General features: G+C 63.7%; 13 protein-coding genes. 9 read left to right on the top strand and 4 right to left on the bottom strand.

The window, feature by feature from the left end; genetic code table 11:
- Positions 1–8 precede the first annotated feature (8 nt).
- The gene (locus AC07TV_RS10205; RefSeq protein ID WP_494648280.1) at positions 9–2,066 is read right to left on the bottom strand and encodes a site-specific recombinase; all 2,058 of its coding nucleotides are present in this window, start codon (positions 2,064–2,066) and stop codon (positions 9–11) included.
- Between the two features lie 168 nt (positions 2,067–2,234).
- Between AC07TV_RS10205 and AC07TV_RS10200 the strand changes: the two genes are divergently transcribed.
- The 8 genes from AC07TV_RS10200 (at position 2,235) to AC07TV_RS10165 (ending at position 16,723) form a co-directional block, all read left to right on the top strand.
- Positions 2,235–2,888 carry an OmpA family protein gene (locus AC07TV_RS10200; RefSeq protein WP_494648279.1) on the top strand — a complete coding sequence of 218 codons (654 nt, stop codon included), beginning with the start codon at positions 2,235–2,237 and terminating at the stop codon, positions 2,886–2,888.
- A 56-nt stretch (positions 2,889–2,944) separates the two neighbouring features.
- The gene (locus AC07TV_RS10195) at positions 2,945–5,137 is read left to right on the top strand and encodes a patatin-like phospholipase family protein (RefSeq protein WP_494648278.1); all 2,193 of its coding nucleotides are present in this window, start codon (positions 2,945–2,947) and stop codon (positions 5,135–5,137) included.
- Positions 5,138–5,185: 48 nt separating this feature from the next.
- Positions 5,186–5,950, top strand: a complete 765-nt coding sequence (locus tag AC07TV_RS10190; RefSeq protein WP_494648277.1) for a ComEA family DNA-binding protein — start codon at positions 5,186–5,188, stop codon at positions 5,948–5,950.
- 27 nt (positions 5,951–5,977) lie between these two features.
- Positions 5,978–8,659 (top strand): PD-(D/E)XK nuclease family protein, encoded by a 2,682-nt coding sequence (locus AC07TV_RS10185; protein WP_494648276.1) that lies wholly within the window; start codon positions 5,978–5,980, stop codon positions 8,657–8,659.
- A 119-nt stretch (positions 8,660–8,778) separates the two neighbouring features.
- On the top strand, positions 8,779–11,064 hold the full coding sequence (locus AC07TV_RS10180) for a hybrid sensor histidine kinase/response regulator (protein WP_494648275.1): 2,286 nt from the start codon (positions 8,779–8,781) through the stop codon (positions 11,062–11,064).
- A gap of 84 nt (positions 11,065–11,148) precedes the next feature.
- The gene (locus tag AC07TV_RS10175) at positions 11,149–14,517 is read left to right on the top strand and encodes a UvrD-helicase domain-containing protein (protein WP_494648274.1); all 3,369 of its coding nucleotides are present in this window, start codon (positions 11,149–11,151) and stop codon (positions 14,515–14,517) included.
- Between the two features lie 84 nt (positions 14,518–14,601).
- Entirely contained in the window at positions 14,602–15,351 is a 750-nt protein-coding gene (locus AC07TV_RS10170) for an ABC transporter substrate-binding protein (protein WP_494648273.1), read from the top strand.
- A 52-nt stretch (positions 15,352–15,403) separates the two neighbouring features.
- Positions 15,404–16,723, top strand: a complete 1,320-nt coding sequence (locus AC07TV_RS10165) for a GGDEF domain-containing protein (protein WP_494648272.1) — start codon at positions 15,404–15,406, stop codon at positions 16,721–16,723.
- A 27-nt stretch (positions 16,724–16,750) separates the two neighbouring features.
- On the opposite strand, the gene AC07TV_RS10160 is transcribed toward AC07TV_RS10165, so the two are convergent.
- Positions 16,751–17,125 carry a diacylglycerol kinase gene (locus AC07TV_RS10160; RefSeq protein ID WP_494648271.1) on the bottom strand — a complete coding sequence of 125 codons (375 nt, stop codon included), beginning with the start codon at positions 17,123–17,125 and terminating at the stop codon, positions 16,751–16,753.
- 71 nt (positions 17,126–17,196) lie between these two features.
- On the bottom strand, positions 17,197–20,019 hold the full coding sequence (gene uvrA, locus AC07TV_RS10155; RefSeq protein WP_494648270.1) for an excinuclease ABC subunit UvrA: 2,823 nt from the start codon (positions 20,017–20,019) through the stop codon (positions 17,197–17,199).
- A gap of 237 nt (positions 20,020–20,256) precedes the next feature.
- Here uvrA and AC07TV_RS10150 point away from each other — a divergent pair, with 237 nt between their 5' ends.
- Positions 20,257–21,066 carry a restriction endonuclease gene (locus AC07TV_RS10150; protein ID WP_494648269.1) on the top strand — a complete coding sequence of 270 codons (810 nt, stop codon included), beginning with the start codon at positions 20,257–20,259 and terminating at the stop codon, positions 21,064–21,066.
- Here the strand turns inward: AC07TV_RS10150 and AC07TV_RS10145 are convergent.
- Positions 21,063–22,391, bottom strand: a complete 1,329-nt coding sequence (locus AC07TV_RS10145) for an ATP-binding protein (RefSeq protein ID WP_494648268.1) — start codon at positions 22,389–22,391, stop codon at positions 21,063–21,065. The two genes, AC07TV_RS10150 and AC07TV_RS10145, sit on opposite strands and share 4 nt — an antisense overlap.
- Positions 22,392–22,403 lie beyond the last annotated feature (12 nt).

Below are 22,403 nucleotides of genomic sequence, written 5' to 3'. Positions count from 1 at the left end.
CCGGCATTTTACGCGTTGGCAGCGGCTTGGCGCGGCGGCAGCAGGAAGCTGCGCGGTTGTCTGAGCAGGCGGCTCCCCAGGACGTTCAGCAACGGTCCCCAATGTTCGAAAACGATGCCGCGGGCGCGCATGGCTGTGCGCAGGGCGAGCGCGAAGCTGACAGCGAGGTTGGTGAAGCCGATGGCGGCGATGCCGAAAGCGGCCCAGGCGATGGCCTTGAGGGGCAAGGCGAACTGGAAACCGACCAGTGCGTAGCCAAGGTTGGCCGAGGCGAAGGCGATGTGCCGGATGTCGAGCGGCAGGCCGAGGATGGTGCCGATGACGCCGGTCGAGCCGAGCATGCAGCCGAACAGGAAATTGCCCATGATGCCGCCCAGGCGTTCCTGGATGTAGTTGCCGAAACGCCCGGCCCGTTCGCGGCCGAACAGCGCCTGCAGCCAGCGCAGGCGGCCAATGCGTGGGCCGATGTCGGCGTAGGCGGCGCGGTTGTCGAAATAGCCGGTGATCAGGCCGGAGAGAAACAGGTAGAAACCGGCGATGGCGGCGTGCGGCAGCGCCCAGGACAGCGGGTCGAGATCGCCAATCAGGTGGGCGCCCTTGTCGAGCGTGATGGCCGGCTCCCCGGCCCAATAACTCAGGCCGAAACCGACGGCGATGGCGACGGGCAGCGCAACCATGACGTTGCCGGCAATGGCGGCGAGCTGGCTGCGGCTGACGGCGGCGGCGACATCGACCAGCCGTTCGAGATCGGCGCTGCGCGTCGGCTTGATGTCGCCGAGCAGGCCGGCCAGTGTTTGTGCCGTCATCGCCGGCTGCTTGGTGGCGACCGTCATGCCGAGCAGGAAGATGATGACGAAGCCCAGGCCGTAAATCATGCTGAACATGAAAGCCTCACCAAAGAGTGGCGCTTGCAGTGCGGCGGCCTTGATCTTGAGCAGCGCCATGAGGCCGATGATGATGCCGGCGCCGGCCGCCGAGCGCCACATGGCGCGGTAATCGGCATTCGTGTCGCAGATGTAATGCTCGCCGGAGCGCGCGGCATTTTCGGTGACGCGCACGGCAAGCAGTTGAGACAGCTGGGCGACGTAGAAACGCAGGCTGTTGCGGCGGTTTTCGGCCAGGAAGGCGGCGTGGGCGAACTCCGCCCAGGACTGGATGGCCTCGTCGCGGGCCGTTGTCTGCTGGCCGATGGCGAGAATGGCGGTGAGGTCGCGCAGGCGCTCAAGGCTTTGCTCGCTGCGCGTCAGAATGTAGGAAAGATGGAGGCTGGTACCGACAGTGAGCGCCCGCTTCCGGATACGCTGCAGGGTGTCCTGGCACTGATCGGCGATGACCAGCAACTGGCTGCCGTCGTCGGCTTCCTGTTCGGGATCGTTGAGCGCAGCACGGAATGAATTGACGAAATCGAGTGCCTCGGCCGACAGCGCGACGAAGCGTGGTGTGTCGTCGTCGAAATTGGGCGAGGCACGCATCAACTCGCTTTCGACCCCCAGGCCGCTGACCCGGTGGGCGAGCAGCAATACGGCGTCGAGCATCTGTTCCTGGATGCGGTGCCAATCGACATTGCGCAGTTCCTCGGCCGGGGCGAGCAGAGCCCAGAAGCGTTGCGAGGCCGCGGGCGGGATCGCCTCGAGCCAGCGCCAGTCGTCGGTCTGGTCGTAGATGACATGCAGGCAATCCTTCAGCCGGCGCTCGTCGGGGACTTCCGGCAGCAACCGGCTGCCCAGGATGCGCCACCATTCCGAGAAAAAGCCGGTGCCCGGCAGCACGCCGCTATCGGTGAAGAAAGTGACCAGCCGGCGGGTGGCGATGAAGTGGACGATGTGGCCACGAAAGGCGGTGAGCAGCTCCGGATCGGATTCGAGCCGGTCGAGCATCGACTGGTAACGGTCGGCCGAGCCGCCAGCACGCCGACTTTGCGGGCGCAGGGCGGCAACCAGCCGCCGCATCAGCTCCAGTGTGTCGGCTTGAGGGTCGCGAAAGCGGTTCAGGGCATCGGCCAGCGGGTCGCCAACCGGCGATGCCTTGCCAAACAGCCAGAGGAAAAAGGCTTGGATTTTTGTCATGGTTTTGGAGTCCGGAGTGGCCCTCGGGGTGTCGGACAGACCCATGGTAACGGAGATAAAGACTACCCGCCATGCGTGACAAGTGGTTGAAATGTGACGATTCGTAATAGAATTCAGAGGTTTCAAGAATTGACCACCATCCTAATTACTACACCGGGACTGCCAAAAATGAATATCGTCAAAAAATCTCTGGTTCTGGCCCTGCTGGCCGGTATCGGTTTTACCGCTGTTGCCCAAGAACGCGTTTACCTGATCGACGGTCGTGACGTCGTCGCCAAGTCCGGTTTCGGCCTGTGCTGGCGCGATGGTTACTGGACCCCGGCCGCTGCCGCTGCCGACAAGGCCGGTTGCGAGTGCGACAAGGACCTGCTGCCGAAGGAAGCCTGCGAACCCAAGGTTGCCGCCAAGCCCGCCATGCCTGCTGCAACCGGCGTCAAGCCGTCCGGCGAAAAGATCACCGTCGCTGCCGACGCCCTGTTCGACTTCAACAAGGCTGTCCTGCGTCCGGCCGGCAAGGCCAAGCTCGACGAGCTGGTTTCCAAGGCCAAGGCCATCAAGCTCGAAGTGATCCTGGCCGTTGGCCACACCGACCGCATCGGTGGCGACGCCTACAACCAGAAGCTGTCCGAAAAGCGCGCTGCCGCGGTCAAGGAATACCTGGTTGCCAAGGGCATCGAAGCCAACCGTGTTTACACCGAAGGCAAGGGCGAGAAGCAGCCGGTCACCGGCGACAAGTGCAAGGGCAACGCCAAGACCAAGGCCCTGATCGACTGCCTGCAGCCGGATCGTCGCGTTGATATCGAAGTCATCGGCACCAAGTAATCTGCCGAAGCTTCAATGAAAGCCCCGCCCAGCGGGGTTTTTTTTCGGATAAAGGAATGACATTGCCGATACGCCGTCTGGTTGCCGTTTTCATTTTTGCCCATTTTTTCGGGTTGACCGTGGCAATGGCCGCTGATGCCGCCCGACCGCGCATCGGCCTCGTGCTGGGCGGCGGCGGGGCGCGCGGGGCGGCGCATATCGGCGTGCTGGAGGTGTTGGAGAAGTCACGTGTGCCGATCGATTGTGTGGCCGGCACCAGCATGGGGGCGTTGATCGCTGGCGCCTGGGCGGCCGGCATGTCGCCGGAGAAAATGCGCGAGGCGCTGGCCGCGGCGGACTGGGGCGACATTTTTGTCGATAACCCGGAATACGCCGAGATGAGCTACCGCAACAAGCTGGTCTCGCGGAGCTACCTGCCCGGGTCGGAAAGCGGTGTTTCGGCCAACGGTGTGGCCTATCAGGGCGGTGTCGTTGCCGGGCAGAAGATCAAGCTGTTCTTCAACCAGCTGGTGCGCGCCAATCAGGGCGAGCGCAACATCGAGGATTTGCCGCTGCCGCTGTCGATCATCGCCACCGATATCGGCACGGGCGAGCGCGTGGTATTCCGCGATGGTGCGCTGACCACGGCGATGCGCGCCAGCATGTCGGTGCCCGGCCTGCTCGCCCCGGTCGACCATCAGGGCCACAAGCTGGTCGATGGCGGGCTGGTCGATAACCTGCCCATTTCGGAAGTCCGCGAACGCTGCCGGGCTGACGTGGTGATCGCCGTCAATGTCGGCTCGCCGCTGCTCAAGGCCGATGAGGTCGGCTCGCTGCTGACGGTGTCGGCGCAGATGGTCGGCATCCTGACCGAGCAGAACGTCAGTCGTTCGCTGGCCATGCTCAAGCCGGGCGACATTTACATCAAGCCCGAGCTCAGCGGGATCACCGCGGGCGATTTTACGAAACATGCCGAGGCTGCCGAGAGTGGCCGCTTGGCGGCCGAAGAGGCGATTGGCAAACTGGCTCGCCTGAGTGCCAGCGAGTCGGCCTACGCGGCATGGTGGCAGAGTATCGAAGTCACCCGCCGCCCCTCGCCGCGTATCGACGAAATCGAGATCGTCGGGCTGGAGCGAGCCAATCAGGGCGTTATTGAACGCTATCTCAGCGTCCAGCCGGGCGAAACGATCCGGCCGTCGGTGATCAACCGCGACCTGCTGCGCATGTATGGCGACGGCTACTACGAAAGCGTCGATTACACCGTGCTCGCCCAGCGCGACCGCAACATTCTGCGCGTCATGCCGATCGAAAAGCGCTGGGGGCCGGATTACGCCCGCTTCGCCATCAATCTGCAGGCCGACAACAGCCAGGGTTCGACCTTCGGTCTGCGCGCTGCCTATCACCAGACCTGGCTCAACCACCTCGGTGGCGAGCTGATCTACCACGGCGAAATCGGCTCCAACAACCGCCTCGGCATCAATTACTACCAGCCGCTCGACGCCCGCCAGCGCGTCTTCTTCGAAGGCACCGCCGGGGTCGGCCAAACCCGTCTCAATGTCTATGAAGACGACAAGCGCATCGCCCAGTACCGTGACAGTGAAACCAGTGTCGGCGCTTTTCTCGGCACCAACATCGGCCTGCTCGGGCCGCTTCGTTTCGGCTGGGTCCAGCGCCATCGCTACTTTGAGCTTGATATCGGCGACCCGTCGCTGCCCAGGGGCGACAAGAAATTGACCGGCTGGAAGGCCAGCCTCGATTTCGACCAGTTCGACCGCGTGTACTTCCCGACGCGCGGCTGGGCAGCGCAACTTTCGTGGTTCGAGTCGCCCGGCAGCAACTACGCGCGCGCTGATGCCGACCTGCGCGGCGCCTTCGCCTTCGGCGGTACGGTGGTCAACGCCCGGCTGCGCTACACCGGATCGCCGCGCGGCAATCTGCCGGTTTTCGACGCCGGCACGCTGGGCGGCTTCCTCAACCTGACGGCGTTCGCGCCGGGTCAGATCATCGGTGACGACATCCGCTACCTCGGCGTGCGCGGCGAACAAATCATCGGCCGCCTGCCGCTCGGCCTGCGTGGCGACATGCGCGTCGGGCTGGCGCTGGAAATGGCCAAGGTCGGCTCGCCGTACTCCGAATCGACGCGGGTCGGCGTACTCGACTCGGCGGCTCTGTATCTTGGCGGCCAGACGCCGTTCGGGCCGGCCTATGTCGGCTTCGGCTATTCGACGAGCGGCGTCTCCAATCTCTTCCTGTTCGTCGGGACGCCCTGACGCTGCGGCGAATGGCATACTGAACGACTAATTTTCCGGGAGAAAAGCATGAAATCACGTTTTCTGATGTTTGCCCTGGCTGGCCTGCTGTGCGTTGGCCAGGCCCTGGCCCGGGTCAACGTCAATACCGCTACCGCCGAAGAGTTGCAGACCCTGAATGGCATCGGTCCGGTACGGGCCCAGTTGATCATTGATTTTCGCCGTGAGAACGGGCCGTTCAAGTCGATTGACGATTTGCGCAAGATTCCCGAGCTACGCGGCGCGGTTGCCGAGGGCTTGAAAGGGCGGATTACCTACACTGGCCCGACCAGGATTTCGGGCGCCGAGACCGACAACAAGAGCGAAAGCCGCAAAGCCGAACGTGCTTCTCCCGCCAGCCCATCGGTTCAGCCGGCAAAACCGAAAGCCTTGCCGCCGCCAAAAACAGTCGCCAAACCGCTCGCCAAGCCAGTTGACGAAGCCGCTCAGCCTGCCGCGCCAGCGCCGACGAACACGGCCAAGCCCGCCGGCCCGGCCTCTCCGGCCAGACCGGCGATGCCCGGCAAGCCTGCCAGCGAGAGCAAGCCGGTAGCCACCGCGCAGCCCGCTGAGGAAAAATCACCTGCGGCGCTTGCCCCGGCCCGCCCCGCCATGCCGGGCAAGCCGGCCGGTCCGGCCTCGGCTCCGGCCAAGCCGGCTGTCCCCGAGGTCAAGCTAGCCGCACCGTCTGTCGCACCGGCCAAGCCCGCGTCGCCTGTCGCCAAGCCAGCCGGCCCGGCGATGCCCGGTGCGCCAGCAAAACCCGCCAGCCCGGCGCAGCCGGCGGCGTACTGATAACAGTGGCGAAATATCGAGGCCTGTTTGAGCGATAGCCTCTACCTCTGCGCAACGACCCGTCTCGCCCAAACCCTGCGCGGCGAGCTGCCGGCTGAGCGGGCCGTCTGGCGCACCCGGCAGGCCCTGACGCTCGGCCAGTGGTTTGCCTCGCTGGCCGACGAGGCGCTGCTCAGCGGCATCGCCGACCTGCCCGTCGGGCTCGACGCTTTTTCCGAACGCCTGCTCTGGGAAAAGGTCATCGCTGCTTCGCTGACCGAAGCGGCGCCACTCTTCGACATCCAGGGCATGGCGGCTTCGGCCGCCGAAGCGCAGGCGCTGGCCCGGGTCTGGAAAATCAGGGCGGACGGCAGCGAGTTGTCCGATGAGGCGAAACTGTTCATCGGCTGGCAGGCGGAATTCGACAAACGCTGCCGGAGCAACGGCTGGATCGACACGGCCGGGTTGCAGCGACAAGTTGTTGAACTGATCGCGGCCGGTCATTTTGCCCTGCCGGCAAGCATCGCTTTCATCGGCTTCGACCGCTACACGCCGCTCGAACGTGACCTCATGGCAGCGCTGACGGCGCGCGGCGTCAGTGTTCAAAATCAGCCTAAATTTCCGGTTGACCGTGGCAATGACGATGGCCGGCACCGCGTCGTCGCCTGCGCCGACGGCGACGCCGAATGCGCCGCCGTGGTCGCGTGGGTGCAGGACCAACTGACCGCCAATCCGGCGTGCCGGCTCGGCATCGTGGCGCCCGATCTGGCCGGCGTGCGTGACCGGCTGGAGTTCCTGCTCGACGACGCGCTGCATCCGGCGCTGATTCGTCCCGATGCAGCCGAAGTGCCGCGCGCTTTCAATTTCTCGCTCGGCCGGGCGCTGGCCGATCTGCCGCTGATCCGCGTTGCCCTCGATCTGCTGGCTCTCGGTAGCGGCCGAGCCAAGGTCGAGCAAAGCCGCTTGTCGGCCTTGCTGCTGGCGGGCGGCTGGTCGGCCGCCGACGGCGAGGCCGATGGCCGGGCCCGGCTCGACGCCGCTCTGCGCCGCGATCTACCCTATTTCACGACCTTGCCGGCCTTGATCCGTCTGGCCCGGCGCCTGGCCGAAAGCGAAGCACCGCTCTGTCCGCAAACCGTCGACGCCCTCGACGCTTTCGCTGAAACTGCGGCGGCAGCCAGCCGCAAGCTGCCGCCCGGGCAATGGGCCGGGGTCTTCCGCAACTGCCTCAAAGCGGCCGGCTGGCCCGGCGACCGGCCGTTGTCCAGCCATGAATTCCAGGCCCGCCGGGCGTTTGGCGAAGTGCTCGACGGTTTCGGCCGGCTCGACGGTCTGCTCGGGCCGCTGGCTTTCGCCGAAGCCGTGCGCCGCCTGGCGCAACTCTGCCGCCAGCGCCTGTTCCAGCCGGAAACGCGCGGCCGGCCGGCGATCCAGGTGCTCGGCGTCCTCGAAAGCGCCGGCCTTGATTTCGACGTCCTGTGGGTCATGGGCATGAACGACGACCTGTGGCCGCCGCCGCCGCGCCCCAATCCGCTCTTGCCGGCCGAGCTGCTGCGGGCGGCCGGAGCGGCCCACGCCAGCGCCGAAGTCGAGCTCGATTTTGCCCGGCGCGTCCATGCCCGGCTGGCGCAGTCGGCGCCGGAGGTGACTTTCTCGTTCGCGCAAGCCGACGGCAATCGCGTCCTGCGGCCGAGTCCGCTCATTGCCGGGATTCCGCTCGCCGCCAACGCTTCGGCCGACGTCACGACGCTGGCCCGGCAAATGGCCGACGAATCGGCCGCGGCGCTGGAGCAGATAGACGACGCCATGGCGCCGCCGGTCGGCGAGGGCGAAAAAGTCTCCGGCGGCAGCTGGGTCCTGCGGGCCCAGGCGATATGCCCGGCCTGGGCCTACTTTCAGTACCGTCTCGGCGGCGAGGCAATGGATGAGCCGGTCGAAGGCCTCGACCCGGCGGCGCGCGGCACGCTGGTGCACGAGGCACTGGAAGCTTTCTGGACGGCCGTAAAGTCATCCGAGGCGCTCGCCGCATTGGGCGACCTGAGCCGCCAGCAAACCATCGCCGAAGCCGTCGCCAAGGCGCTGGATACTTTCGAGCTCGACCGCCGCATCACGCTGCCGGCTCGCTTTCGCGTACTCGAAGCGGCGCGTCTGGCGAAACTGGTGGATGTGTGGCTGCAGGTCGAGGCCAAGCGTGGCCTGAGCTTTGACGTCATTGCCTGCGAAGCGCCGGCCGAAGTCGAGATCGAGGGCATCAAGGTCAAGATGATCGTCGACCGCATCGATCAGCTGGCCGACGGCCGGCAGGTCATCATCGACTACAAGACCGGCGCCGCCGTCGACACCAAGAACTGGGCCGAGCAGCGCATCACCGAGCCGCAACTGCCGATCTACGCCGCACTGGTCAACGAAGATGTCGCCGCCGTCGTCTTCGCCAAGGTGTTGCTCGACAAGCCGGCCTTTGCCGGTGTGGCCGACGAAAAGGACATCCTGCCCGGCGTTCAGGGGATCGGCGACGACAAGCAGAAAATCTTCGACCCGGCCGAATTCCCCGACTGGGTCGCCGTCATCACCCATTGGCGCGAGCGGCTGCACGCCGTCGCCAAAGAGGTCAAGCAGGGCCGGGCCGGTGTCGTTTTTGCCGACGAAAAGGCATTGCAATATTGCGAGGTCCTGCCGCTGCTCAGACTACCCGAACGGCGTCGTCTGCTGGCCGCCGCGCAGGCCGGTTAGCAAGGACTGAGGCTCAATCTAATACGTTTGTTATAGGTCAACCCATCGGCGTCGGGATGGGCGAAAAATAAGCTAAAGGGCTTTGCTTCGCTCACCCTTTTGTCTGGAGGTGCCTCAACGTGTCGCCTGATCTTGTCCCGCTATTGCAACGCTTGAAAGGGTGGCGCTTGTCCGCGGTCGCCACAGTCGGTGTTGTCGTGATGGTCGAGCTGATCGTGTCGGCGATGGGGCTTCTGCTCAAAGGCTCGGTGCCTTGGGATTATCTGCTGACGGGGTTGGTGGCGGCGGTGTTGGCCGCGCCGCCGGCACTGGTCGTGGTGGGCTATCTGCTGGGCAAGCTGGCCGAACAGCAGCGGGTTTCACTGGCGCGAGATATGTCCAGCCTGGAAAGCCGTTTGATGACGGCGCTGCAGGCGGCTCGGATGGGTAGTTGGGAGTTGGATTTTGTCGATGGCTCCCTGCGTTACGACCCCTCGTTGCTGACGATTCTGGATATTCCGCGAGAGCCGCCGCCAATGACCCTGCAGAGCTGGCTGGCGACCGTGCATCCGGACGACCAGGCCGGGTTCGCGGCGGCCTATCAGGAAACGGCGAGGGTCGGTGGGGCACCATTTTCCGTCGAGTACCGGGTTGGTCTCCAGGCTGGCGGCTGGGGCTGGATTCATTCCCGGGGAATGGTCGTCGAGCGCGATTCCGATGGGCGCCCGCTGCGCGGTGGCGGCATTTCGGTGAATATCAGCGAGCGCAAGCAGAACGAAGCCGAGCTCGATCAATACCGGCATCAACTTGAAGATCTGGTGCAGAAGCGGACGGCCGACCTGCGCGAAGTGCATCGCAAGTTGCTCGATACCCAGTTTGCGATGAACAGCGTCGGCATCGGCATCCGCTGGAGCGATTTCGAAACCAAGCGCCTGATCGACGTCAATAGTTTTGCCGCCGAGATGCTCGGCTACTCGGTCGAGGAGATGCTCCAGCTGCGGGTTGGGGACATTTATCCGAAACAGGCCATGGACGAGACCGAGCAGGCGGTAGCCATGATCCGGAAAAAGGGTTGGTTCAAGATCGAGACGCAGAACCGGGCAAAGAACGGCGCGCTGATTCCGGTCGAGGTAACCCTGTATTACATTCCAGCCGATGATGGCCTGCCAGCCAGGATGATTTCCTTCGTGCGCGATATCAGCCAGCGCAAGAAAGCCGAAGCAGCCCTGATTGCGGCCAAGGAGGCGGCCGAGGCAGCCAACGTGGCGAAAAGCGCCTTTCTCGCCAACATGTCACATGAAATACGGACGCCACTCAATGCCATCACCGGGATGGCCCACATCATCCGGCGCGCCGGGTTGCCGCCGGAACAAATGGCCCGTCTGGAAAGAATCGATGCAGCCGGGCACCATCTGCTGGAAATCGTCAATGCGGTGCTCGAACTGTCGAAAATCGAAGCCGGCAAGTTTGCCACGGTGGAAAGTCCGGTCAGCCCGGCCGGCATCGCCCGCAATGTCGTTTCCATGCTCCAGGAGCGGGCCACGGCGAAAAGCTTGCGGCTGTATGCCGATGCCGAGGAGCTGCCATTCCCACTGCTCGGCGATGCGACCCGGCTGCAGCAGGCGCTGCTCAACTATGTGGCCAATGCCGTCAAGTTCACCGACCATGGCGTGGTGATCGTTCGCGTTCTGACAGCCGAGGAAACGGATGGCGATGTCGTACTGCGTTTCGAGGTCGAGGATACGGGTATCGGCATCGATCCCGAAGCGGCTGGCCGCCTCTTTTCGGCCTTCGAGCAAGCGGACAATTCGACCACCCGCAAGTATGGCGGCACCGGCCTCGGCCTGGCCATCACCCGCAAGCTGGCCGAACTGATGGGCGGCACCGCCGGCATGAACAGCACGCCGGGCATGGGCAGTATTTTCTGGTTTACCGTGCGCCTGAAAAAAGGCGGGCCGGGTGCCTCGGTGCATCTTGCCAGTCCGGTGGAACCCGCCGAGGCGGTTCTCGGCCGGGAATACGGCGGCCGACGGATACTGCTGGTCGAGGACGAACCGATCAACCGCGAGGTGGCGACGGCCTTGCTGGAAAGTGCCGGGCTGGCCGTCGATATCGCCGTCGATGGCCGGGAGGCAGTGCAAAAAGTCACACTGGGGATTTACGACCTGATCCTCATGGATATCCAGATGCCTGGCATGGATGGCCTCGAAGCAACGCGGCAGATACGCGCCATGCCTGGCCTTGCTGACGTGCCGATCATCGCGGTGACGGCCAACATCTTCGCCGAGGACAAGGCCAATTGTCTGGCAGCCGGCATGAACGACTTTCTCGCCAAGCCCAGCCCGCCCGGCCTGCTTTTCTCGGCTGTCCTCAAGGCGCTGAAGCGTCGGGAACAGGCCAGACCGGAAAAGCCATCGATCACTTGAGGCAAAGCGCTGCCCGGCGTACGATTTGCCGCCGCCGGGCAACATTCGTTTGCCTCGGCTCCCTCCTCGGAAAGCTCCCTGCCTGTGACTGCTGCGGTCGACCGCCTCGAAGAAGACAAAACCGCTCGGCTGCGCGCTCTGGAAGTCGCCTCGTTCATCGTCGAAGCGCCCGCCGGGGCGGGCAAGACGGAGTTGCTGACCCAGCGCTATCTGCGCCTGCTGGCCGTCGTCGAGGATCCCGAAGAAGTGCTGGCGCTGACTTTCACCAACAAGGCGGCGACCGAGATGCGCGACCGCATTCTCGGCAGCCTGGAGCGGGCGGCGAGTGGAAATCTGCCGGCCGAGCCCCACAAGCAGCTGACTTTCGGCCTGGCGCAAAAGGTTCTCGCCCACGATGCGGCGCAAGGCTGGCACCTGCTCGGCCACCCGGGACGGCTACGCATTACGACGCTCGACGCCCTGTGCGCCAGCCTGGCCCGGCAGATGCCCTACCTCAGCCGCTTCGGCGCCCAGCCGGGCGTCGCCGAGGACGCCGAGGCGCACTACGCGACGGCGGCGCGGCGGACGCTGGAAATGGTCGAAGCCGGCGGTGCCGATGCCGACATCGTGGCCGAGGCGCTGGCCTTCATGGACAACAACGCCGGGCGTCTCGAAAAACTGCTGATCGCCATGCTCGGCCGGCGCGATCAATGGCTGCAGCACGCTTCGCGCATCGAAAGCGGGGTGATGAAGGCCGAGGTCGAGGCTGGTTTCGCCGCCCTGATCGAACGCGATCTGGCGATCGTCGGCGAACGGCTCGACGGCCGTCTGCAAAGCCTGCTCATGCCGCTGGCCCGCTTTGCGGCGGCCAATGTGCCGGGAACGCTCGATTCCATTTTTGACTGGAATTTCCGGTTGACCGTGGAAATCGCCGATTTGTCGCGCTGGCAGGCAGTGGCCGCCCTGCTCATGACCGGCACCGGCACGCTGCGCAAGACGGTCGATAAACGCATCGGTTTCCCGGCCGACAAGGAATTTGCCGACCAGAAAAAAGCCATGCTCGAACTGCTCGCCGAACTGCGTGGCGTCGCCGGCCTCGAAGAAGCGCTGGCCATGCTCGTCAAGCTGCCTCGGCCAGAGCTGAGCGACGGCGAATGGGCCACCGTCGAATGCTTTTCGCGCCTGCTTCGGCTGGCCGCCGGGCAGTTGTGGCTGGCCTTTCAGGAAGCCGGCGAGGTCGATTTCATTGAAATTGCCGCCCGCGCCGGGCTGGCCCTCGGTGATGACGAAGCGCCGACCGATCTGGCCCAGGCCCTCGATTACCGCATCCGTCACCTGCTGGTTGATGAATTCCAGGACACCAGCCCGACCCAGGTCGAACTGATCGAAAAACTGACGCGCGGCTGGATGCCCGGTGACGGGCGGACGTTGTTCGTCGTCGGCGACCCGATGCAGTCGATCTACCGCTTCCGCAAGGCTGATGTTGGTCTCTTCTTGCGCGTCCGCGAGCGCGGCATCGGCGACATCAAGCTCGGCCACCTGCGCTTGTTCCGCAACAACCGCTCGTATCCGGGCATCGTCGATTGGGTGAACACTGCGTTCCCGAGCATCTTTCCGGCCGATGACAGCCCCGAAGCCGGCGCCGTGCGCTACGCCGAATCGGCGGCGACCCGGCCGGCGCGCGCCGATAGTGGTGTCGAGGTGCATCCGGTCATCGCGCGCGACGGCACCGATGCCCTTGGCGAAGAAGCCTGCCGCATCCTGGCCATCATCCAGCAGGCGCGTCGCGAGGCGCCGGAAGAGCGCATCGCCGTCCTCGTTCGCGCCCGCAGCCACCTTGACGCGCTCGTCGCCGAAATCCGCCGCAGCGCGCCCGACCTGCGTTTCCAGGCCGTCGACATCGAAGGGCTGGACGGTCGTCAGCATGTCCAGGACCTGCTTACCCTGTTCAGCGCTCTCCATCACCGCGCCGACCGCGTCCATTGGCTGGCGCTCCTGCGCGCGCCGTGGTGCGGTCTCAAGCTGGCCGACCTGCATGTGCTGGCCGCCGACGACCGGAATTCGACGATCTGGCAGCTGATGCAGGACGAAACCCGTATCGCCCGTCTGTCCGCAGATGGCCGGCAACGTCTGTTGCACGTCCGCGAAGTCCTGCACCTGGCCTTCGCCGGCCGCGCCCGCCAGCATCCGCGGCGCTGGCTCGAAGGCATCTGGCTCATGCTCGGCGGGCCGCGCTGCCTCGAAGCGCCCGAGGCATTGAACGACGTCGCCGCCTTCTTCAAGCTTGTCGACAAACTCGTCGCCAGCCGCAACCTGAGCGCCGAAACGCTGGCCGCCCACGCCGCCGAGCTCTACGCCCCGTCCGACCCGCTCGGCGATGCGGTGCAGATGATGACCGTGCACAAATCGAAGGGCCTCGAATTCGACACCGTGATCCTGCCCGGCCTCGACCGGGGCACCGGCGGCAACGACAGCAGCCTGCTGCTCTGGGATGAAGTGGCCGGGGCCGATGGCGACGAACATCTGCTCGTCGCGCCGATGAAACAAAAGGGCGCCGGCAACGGCGAGCCGACCGCCTACGACTACCTCAAGAAGCTCGAAGCCGAACGCGCCGCCCATGAGGATGAGCGCCTGCTTTATGTCGCCGCCACGCGCGCCATCCGCAAGCTGCATCTGCTCGGCGTGGCCGTCGCCGATGACAAGAAGGACGACGGTCTCAAGCCACCGGCTGCCGGCACGCTGCTCCATCTGCTCTGGCCGGGTGTCGCCCAGCCGGTATTCGTCGCGGCGCTGGCCGGGAACGAAGCCGTTCTGCCGGCCAGCCTCGGTATCGACCCTGCGACCTTCATCCCGCCGCTCGTCCGCCTGCGCGAAACGGTGCTGCCCGCCAGCCTCGGCGCGCTACCCGAAGGCCTGCGCCCGGCTGACAACCCGCTCGATCTCGACGAAGTGGAGCTTGGACTGTCGCTCGAAGCCTCGGTCGGTACGCTGGTTCACCGCTACCTCGAACTGATCGCAAAAAATGGCCTGGAAAGCTGGTCGACCGCAAGAATTGCCACGCTCCAGCCGGCCTGTCAGCGCTGGCTGCGCAGCCAGGGCCATGGCGAGGAAGAGGCTGTCAGCGGTGCGGCGGAAGTCATCGCGGCACTGCGCACCACGCTGAACTCCGACAGCGGTCGCTGGGTGCTCGCCGAGCATCGCGAAGCTGCTGCCGAGCAGGCCTGGAGCAGCAGCGATGGCGAGGTCGCGGTCAACCACGTGATCGACCGCATTTTCGTCGCCGATGGTTGCCGCTGGATCATCGACTACAAGACGGCGCGCCTGCCCGATGCCGAACTGCCACAACGCGCCGAAAGCTACCGGCCGCAGCTCGAACGCTATGCCGATCTGTTCGCCGACGGCGGGCTGCCGCTCAGGCTGGCCATTTTCTTCCCGGTGCAGGGGCGGCTGGTCGAGCTGGCCGGAGTGCCGTAAACGAGGGGGCTAGGGTAACGACGAGGCGCAACGTTATATTCATATCGACTATAATGCCGGTCCGGTCGAATTTATGCGATAAACATGTCTCGCGCTGCGCTTGTCTTCCTGTTGTGTTGCGCGCTCCCTGCCAGCCTCGGAAGTGGAGCTCTGGCGGCAGATGAGCCCGCCTTGCGCGTCCTCGTGCTCGACAATGCGCCGCCGATGTCCTTTCGCGACGAGTCTGGCCAGCTGACCGGTTTCAGCGTCGAGATTGCCCGGGCGGTGTGCAGTGAAATGCGCGTCAATTGCGCTTTCGATGTCGTCACGCAAAGCGCGTTGCTGCCGACCCTCAGCCAGGGCAAGGCCGACATCGCCGCGGTTGGCCTGCTTGAAACGCCTGAGCGGCGCACCAAGATGCTATTTGCCAAGCCCTATTACCGGTCGATGTCACTGTGGCTGGCTCGCTCCGGCGTCAGCCCCGGGCAAGCCGGGGTCAAAGTCGCTGTTGTTGGCGGTTCGGCCCAGGAGGCCTATGGCCGCAAGCAGGGCTGGGAAATGCACCCGGTTGCCACCCATGGTGAATTGGGCGCGCCGCTGGTTTCCGGCGAAGCCCAGGCTGTGCTGGTGCCGATGATCACCGGCATCAGCCTGCAGAAAAACGCGGCTTTCCGGCAACTGGACCTGGCCACGACGGTGTTGCAAGCCCCCGAGCTGGGCGGCGATGCTTCGTTCGGCATTTCACCCTATCGGCCCGAATTGCAGAAAGAAATTAACGCGGCGCTCGAACGCATCAAGCGCAATGGGACGTATGATCGGATCAATTCCCGGTTTTTGCCCTTTCGGGTGAGTTGATGCCAGTTATCTCCCAGATTCCAGTCCGCTATCGAGCGGCAGGTGGCTTGCCGTGATCAAGTCGCTTCAGGCGATCCAGGCCGGTCGGGCCTTTGCGTTGCTGGCTGCACTTTTCGTGACAGCCTTCGGGGCCGCTGTCGTCCTGCTGGCGCTCGACCAGCAACGCGTCATCGAAGCAACCAGCCGGTTACAGGAACAGACGGTGCCGGAAATCATCCGTTTCCAGCGTCTGGCCAGAAATCTCGAACAACTTCGCCAGGAAGGCGAGCGCATCTTTGCCGTCAGTTCGCATGCCTCGCGTCAGCAGTCGATGTTCGTCGTGACCCTGATCGCCAGTCATCCAAGCATCCTCGAACATCCCGGCGCCGCCCAGCTGGCGCGCGAAACCGAGCAGTTTCTCGGCGATGTCGTGCGCCAGGCTGTCGCCGACGATCGCCGCCCGGCCATGCGCTACGACGAGTGGCAGCGTCTTGCCGCGCGTCTTGGCATGCAGGTCGACGATGTATCGATCCAGGGCATCAATCTGGCCAATAACGATCTGGTAGTGGCGACGAGTGCGATGAAATTGGCGCGTTCGAAGCTGATGATGGCGCTGATTCTGGTTGGCGTTTTCCTGCTTGGATTCATGATCATTGTTCGCCGTCATTTGATTCAGCCACTTCAGCAGATCAACCTCGCCCTGTCGACGCTGAGCGCCGACCGCCCGGCGCCCGAATTCAAACCGTCGACGATGCTCGAAATCCAGGCCGTCGAAGAATCCATCTGCGAACACCATGCGCTGCTTATCCAGAACGAAGAAACCCGGCAGGTGCTCGAAAAGCTGGCCAACAAGGATGGTCTTACCGGGCTCATGAACCGCCGCCATTTCATGCAGTCGGCCGAAGTCGAACTGCAGCGTGCCCAGCGCTATCGGCGGCCGGTGACAGTGGCCATGGCCGACCTCGACCTCTTCAAGAAACTCAACGACACCTACGGCCACGCCGCCGGCGATGCCGTGCTACGTGCCTTTGCCGAACTGGTTCAGGACACCTTGCGTCAGTCGGATCTGGTCTGCCGCTACGGCGGCGAGGAGTTCGCTTTCCTTTTCCCGGAAATCGGACCGGCCGAGACGGAAAAACTGGCCGAACGCCTGCGCGCTCGCTGTGATGCCATGGAAGTCCCTTTGCCCGATGGCCGCTCGGTCAAGGCTACGGTCAGCATCGGGCTGGCCGATGCCAGCGAATGTCCGATCGAGATTGCGCTCAAGCGCGCCGACGAGGCGCTTTACGAAGCCAAGCGCCTCGGCCGCAACCGGGTCGTGCTGTCCGGGCCGCCGGTGCCCGAGTCGGCATTCGAAAACGAGCCGGATACGCGCACGGCCAGCCTGTTCTGAGAGGCCATCTGAGGTTTTTCGGGCCGTTCAGCTCCAGAGCAGACAGGCCCAGACGGCTGCGGCATTGAGCAGGCTGAGCAGCACGGCGGCGCTGCCCATGTCCTTGGCCCGTTTGGCCAGTTCGTTTTTTTCCGGCGAGGCCTTGTCGACGACGGCTTCGACCGCCGAATTGAGGATTTCGGCGATCAGGATGAGGGCGACGCTGCCGATCATCAAGGCCCGTTCGACGCCGGTTTTGCCGAGGTAAAAGGCCAGCGGAATGGCGATGCCGGCACTCAGCATTTCCAGCCGAAAGGCCGCTTCGTTTTGCCATGCCGCCCGCAGGCCTTCGCACGAATAGCCGAGGGCGTTGATCAGTCGCCACAGGCCGCGTTTGCCCTTGAAATTCTCGGGCGCGCTCATCGTCCTGTCTTGCCTTGGCGTTTTGAATTTTGGCCGATTTTTCCGGTTGACCGTGGCATCGTCGTTTCCGGCTATTTCTTGTCGAGCAGCGGTTTGAGGAAACGCCCGGTGTGGCTGGCCTTGCACTTGGCGACCTGTTCCGGTGTGCCGGAAACGAGGATGCGGCCGCCGCCGTCGCCGCCTTCCGGGCCGAGGTCGACGATCCAGTCTGCCGTCTTTATGACGTCGAGGTTGTGCTCGATGACGACGATGGTGTTGCCGTTGGCGGCCAGCCGTTGGAGCACGCTGAGCAGCATTTCGATGTCCTGGAAATGCAGGCCGGTGGTTGGTTCGTCGAGGATGTAGAGCGTGCGGCCGGTGTCGCGCTTGGAGAGTTCGAGGGCCAGCTTGACGCGCTGGGCTTCACCGCCGGACAGCGTGGTGGCGCTCTGGCCGAGGGTGATGTAGCTCAGGCCGACATCGACTAGGGTTTGCAGCTTTCTCGCGATATTGGGCACCGGGTCGAAGAATTCGCGGGCCTGCTCGACGGTCATGCCGAGGATGTCGTAAATGTTCTTGCCCTTGTACTGGACTTCCAGCGTTTCGCGGTTGTAGCGCTTGCCGTGGCAGACGTCGCAGGGGACGTAGATGTCGGGCAGGAAGTGCATCTCGACCTTGATCATGCCGTCGCCCTGACAGGCTTCGCAGCGGCCGCCCTTGACGTTGAAGCTGAAGCGGCCCGGGCCGTAGCCGCGGACGCGCGATTCGGGCACCTGGGCGAACAGTTCGCGGATCGGCGTCAAGAGCCCGGTGTAGGTTGCCGGGTTGGAGCGCGGCGTGCGGCCGATGGGCGCCTGATCGACGTTGATGACCTTGTCGAACAGTTCGAGGCCGATGATTTCCTTGTACGGCGCCGGCTCGGTCGTCGAGCCGTAGAGATGGCGGGCGGCCGCGGCGTAGAGCGTGTCGTTGATCAGCGTCGATTTGCCCGAGCCGGAAACGCCGGTGATGCAGGTGAGCAGGCCGCCGGGGATTTCGAGGGTGACGTCTTTCAAATTGTTGCCGTAGGCGCCGACAACCTTGAGCTGCTTGTTCCGGTCCTGCGGTCGACGCGATTTTGGTGCCGAAATCGATTTGCGGCCGGACAGGTAGTCGCCGGTCATCGACAGCGGGTTGGCCGTCACTTCGGCCGGCGTGCCCTGGGCGACAACGGCGCCGCCATGGACGCCGGCGCCGGGTCCGATGTCGACGACGTAATCGGCGCTGCGGATGGCGTCTTCGTCGTGCTCGACGACGAGCACCGTGTTGCCCATGTCGCGCAGGTTCTTGAGTGTTTGCAGCAGGCGGTCGTTGTCGCGCTGGTGCAGGCCGATCGACGGTTCGTCGAGGACGTACATGACGCCGGTCAGGCCCGAGCCGATCTGCGAGGCCAGCCGGATGCGCTGCGCTTCGCCGCCGGACAGCGTCTCGGCTGAGCGTTCGAGGCACAGGTAATCGAGGCCGACGTTGATCAGGAAGCTCAGGCGGGCGGTGATTTCTTTCAGAATCTTGTCGGCAACCTGCGCTTTGTTGCCGGCCAGCGTCAGGCAGTTGAAGTAATTGCGCGTCTCGCCGAGCGGCAGACGGCTGATTTCGTGCAAAGTCTTTTCCCCGACGCGCACGTGGCGGGCCTCGACGCGCAGCCGGGTACCGGCGCAACTCGGGCAGGCCGAACTGCTGACGTATTTCGACAATTCCTCGCGCACGGCATTCGATTCGCTGCCGCGGTAGCGCCGCTCGAGGTTGGGGATGATGCCCTCGAAGGAATGGCTGCGGTCGAAGCGCGTGCCCTTCTCGTTGAGGTAACGGAAATTGATTTCGGTTTTGCCGGAGCCGTAGAGGATCAGCTGGCGCTCGGCCTCGGTCAGTTGCTCGAAAGGCGTGTCGACCGAGAAACCGTAGTGGTCGGCGATCGATTCGATGATCTGGAAATAGAACTGGTTTTTCTTGTCCCAACCGCGAATGGCGCCGTTGGCCAGCGAGGCGGCCGGGTTGGTGACGACGCGCTTGGGGTCGAAGAACTGGATGACGCCCAGCCCGTCGCACTTCGGGCAGGCGCCCATCGGGTTGTTGAAGGAAAACAGGCGCGGTTCGAGTTCCTGCAGGGCGTAGGAGCAGACCGGGCAGGCGAACTTGGCCGAGAACATGTATTCCTTGGCCGTGTCCATTTCCAATGCAATGGCCCGGCCCTCGGCATGGCGCAGCGCAGTTTCGAAGGATTCGGCCAGGCGCTGGCGCATGTCATCGCGCACTTTCAGGCGGTCGACGACGACGTCGACGGTGTGCTTGTGTGTCTTGGCCAGCTTCGGCACGTCGTCGATTTCATAGACCGTGCCGTCCACGCGAACGCGGGCAAAGCCCTGGGTGCGCAGTTCGGCGAAGAGGTCGAGCTGTTCGCCCTTGCGGTTGGCGACGACCGGGGCAAGGATCATCAGTTTGGTTTCGGCTGGCAGGGCGAGGACCGAATCAACCATCTGCGACACCGTCTGCGCTTCGAGCGGCAGGTTGTGGTCGGGGCAATATGGCGTGCCGGCGCGGGCGAAGAGCAGGCGCAGGTAATCGTGGATTTCGGTGACGGTGCCGACGGTGGAGCGCGGGTTGTGCGAAGTCGCCTTCTGCTCGATGGAAATGGCGGGCGACAGGCCTTCGATCAGGTCGACATCGGGCTTCTCCATGAGCTGCAAAAATTGCCGGGCATAGGCCGAGAGCGACTCGACGTAACGGCGTTGCCCCTCGGCGTAGAGCGTGTCGAAGGCGAGCGAGGACTTGCCCGAGCCGGACAGCCCGGTGATCACGATGAGCTGGTTGCGCGGCAGATCAAGGTTGATGTTCTTTAAATTATGGGTGCGCGCGCCGCGAATGCGGATGAATTCCATCGCTGTTTTTTTCGGGGTTGGGGAAGGGGAAACTATACGCAAAAAAGCCGGGTTCGCCCCGGCTTCGTTTGCATCCGGATGAAAATCCGCCATTCAGCCGGGCAAGAGCCGATCCCACGGTCAACCGGGAAAAACGGCGAATTTTGAAATCCCGCGGATGCCGCGCGGGGCAAGCGGACTTGCCGTGCGCCGGACTTGCCGTCAAAATATGCGCCATACATTTATTATGGATTTTTCATGGCACGGAAAGTGTGTCCGCCGCTTGCCGGCGCCATCGATCTTGCGGCCAGTCTCCCCTGGCAGATTGGCGGATTGCTGGCCTTGGTCGCGTACTGGGTTTTTCACGACCTCGCGGCATGGATGGTTCTCGGCAAGGGCGTCGACCAGAATCTGGCCAGCTTTCCCCAGTACATCGTTCCCGGGCTGCTGTTGATCGTTGCGCTGATTTCCTTCGTGCATCGCCACGGCCGGGGAGCCCCGGTAGAAATGCTGAGTCCGACGACCGATGCGCTGGCGCGGATGAGCGTTCATGACTTTGAAAAGCTGGTTGCCGAGGGCTTTCGTCGTGAAGGGTTTCTCGTCGTCGAGCGCACCGGTTCGCGGCATCAGGGTTGCGTTGACCTCGAGTTGTTCATGGGGCGTGACCGCTATCTCGTGCAATGCCGCCGGTGGAAGGAAAAAACGGTCGATGCGCTGGCCGTGCGCGAGTTGGCTGCCGTGATCAGCGCGGAACGGGCCGTCGGCGGATTCATCGTGGCCTCCGGCCGGTTCACCGATGAAGCGAGAAAAGCCGCACTGGGTCGCTCGATTCGTGTCGTTCCGGCCGATTCCTTGCGGCGGCTGATCAAGAAAGTGTCGGCTTCGAGCACCGGCGAAGTCACCATTTCGCCGATGTTCTCGCGGCGGCACCATGACCCGGCACCACCGGCCTGCCCGAATTGCGGCAAGGTGATGATGCCGCGAATGAAAAAGCAGGGAGGAACCACCGTTCAGGTGGATTGGGGCTGCACCAGTTTCCCTGCGTGTACGGGCAGCCGGGAAGTTTAAATGCCTGAAGCAGGGGGCGAACCGCCTTCAGCCGGGTATGCGGCTGTATGGGCGGCGGGTTGGCGCACCGGAAACTCTATAACGAAGCACGCGCCGCCTTCAGGATTGTTCCGGGCGCTGATCGAGCCACCATGCAGGCGCATGATTTCGCGGGAAATGGCCAAACCCAACCCTTTTCCTCCGGCACCGGTGCGGGTGACGGTCGACTGGGTAAAGTGCTCGAAAATTCCGTCGAGTTCGTCATCGGGAATACCTGGCCCTTGATCGATGACGTGGACCACGGCGCCTGTTGGCAGGTCGTGTTCGTTGGCGGTCGCCGAATATTTCCAGCGAGTCAGGACCCTGACTGTCGAAGCCGGGGGGGAGAATTTGATGGCGTTGCCGATTACGTTGCGTAGCACTTGGCGGGCGCGCTCTGGCTCGCAAATGATCGGCGCTGTCTCGATTTTTGCCTCGAAGACTAAAGAAATGGCCCGGCCCTCGGCGAGCAGAAACGCTTCGTCTACAACGCGCCGGGCCAGTGCGCAGAGATCGGCGGGGACGGGCTTTAATTGTGCATTTCCGGAGTCCAGAGCACTCAGGTCAAGCAGTTCGTGGACGAGCTTCGAGAGTCTGGTCGCGCTCTCGGTTATGTAGTTGAAGTAATTCTCCAGCTTGCCGCGCGGCGCCTCCTTGGCCTTTTCCAGGCCCTTGTGCGAGAAGGCCAGTACGGCGTGGAGCGGGGTGCGCAATTCGTGCGACATGTTGGAGAGAAATTCGCTTTTGGCAAGATTGGCGCGTTCGGCAGCAAGTTTTGCCTGAAGCAGGTCATGGGTCCGTTCTTCGACCATTTGTGTCAGTCGCTCGTGGTGCCGGCGAAGCTCTTCGGTGGCCTGCTGTTCCTGGGTAAGAAGGACGGCCATGACGTTTCTGGTATAACCGATGCCAAGTAGCTGGCCAGCTCGGGTAACGATGAAATTGTCAGCAAGGGTATTTACGGCGCCTGTATCGAGGAGGCGACTGGCGATGTCGGGAATCGTCATGTCGGCGTCGATGATCAGCGGGTCGTCCTGCATCAGTTTGACGCAACGCTTCTTGCTGTAAACTTCCCAATGAAAACGCCCGGCCATCTCGGTCATGAAAGACTCCCGATTGATCAGACCAATAATGCGGTCCTTGCCGGTAACCGGCAAACACTGCAGTTCAGGGTGCTTTTCGAAAACCTTGTAAACCTCGCTGTTAAGCGTGTCCTGATCAATGCAGCGTGTCGAATGACAGAGATCGTTGGCGCACCGTATCTGCTGCCATTGTTGGCGAAAGGGGGCTTGTGGATGCTTTTTCTTCACGCTTATCCTGGC

The organism is Azonexus sp. GW821-FHT04F04 (genome assembly GCF_059420025.1).
Note: the sequence above shows the minus strand (reverse complement) of the source record. Positions and strands in the feature narration are given on the sequence as shown.

What these genes read in the sequence shown, in the direction of transcription:
- AC07TV_RS10150 (WP_494648269.1), top strand. Translation starts at nt 20,257, where the DNA reads ATGGCACGGAAAGTGTGTCCGCCGCTTGCCGGCGCCATCGATCTTGCG.
- AC07TV_RS10190 (WP_494648277.1), top strand. Translation starts at nt 5,186, where the DNA reads ATGAAATCACGTTTTCTGATGTTTGCCCTGGCTGGCCTGCTGTGCGTT.
- AC07TV_RS10170 (WP_494648273.1), top strand. Translation starts at nt 14,602, where the DNA reads ATGTCTCGCGCTGCGCTTGTCTTCCTGTTGTGTTGCGCGCTCCCTGCC.
- AC07TV_RS10195 (WP_494648278.1), top strand. Translation starts at nt 2,945, where the DNA reads ATGACATTGCCGATACGCCGTCTGGTTGCCGTTTTCATTTTTGCCCAT.
- AC07TV_RS10160 (WP_494648271.1), bottom strand. Translation starts at nt 17,125, where the DNA reads ATGAGCGCGCCCGAGAATTTCAAGGGCAAACGCGGCCTGTGGCGACTG.
- AC07TV_RS10200 (WP_494648279.1), top strand. Translation starts at nt 2,235, where the DNA reads ATGAATATCGTCAAAAAATCTCTGGTTCTGGCCCTGCTGGCCGGTATC.
- uvrA (WP_494648270.1), bottom strand. Translation starts at nt 20,019, where the DNA reads ATGGAATTCATCCGCATTCGCGGCGCGCGCACCCATAATTTAAAGAAC.
- AC07TV_RS10205 (WP_494648280.1), bottom strand. Translation starts at nt 2,066, where the DNA reads ATGACAAAAATCCAAGCCTTTTTCCTCTGGCTGTTTGGCAAGGCATCG.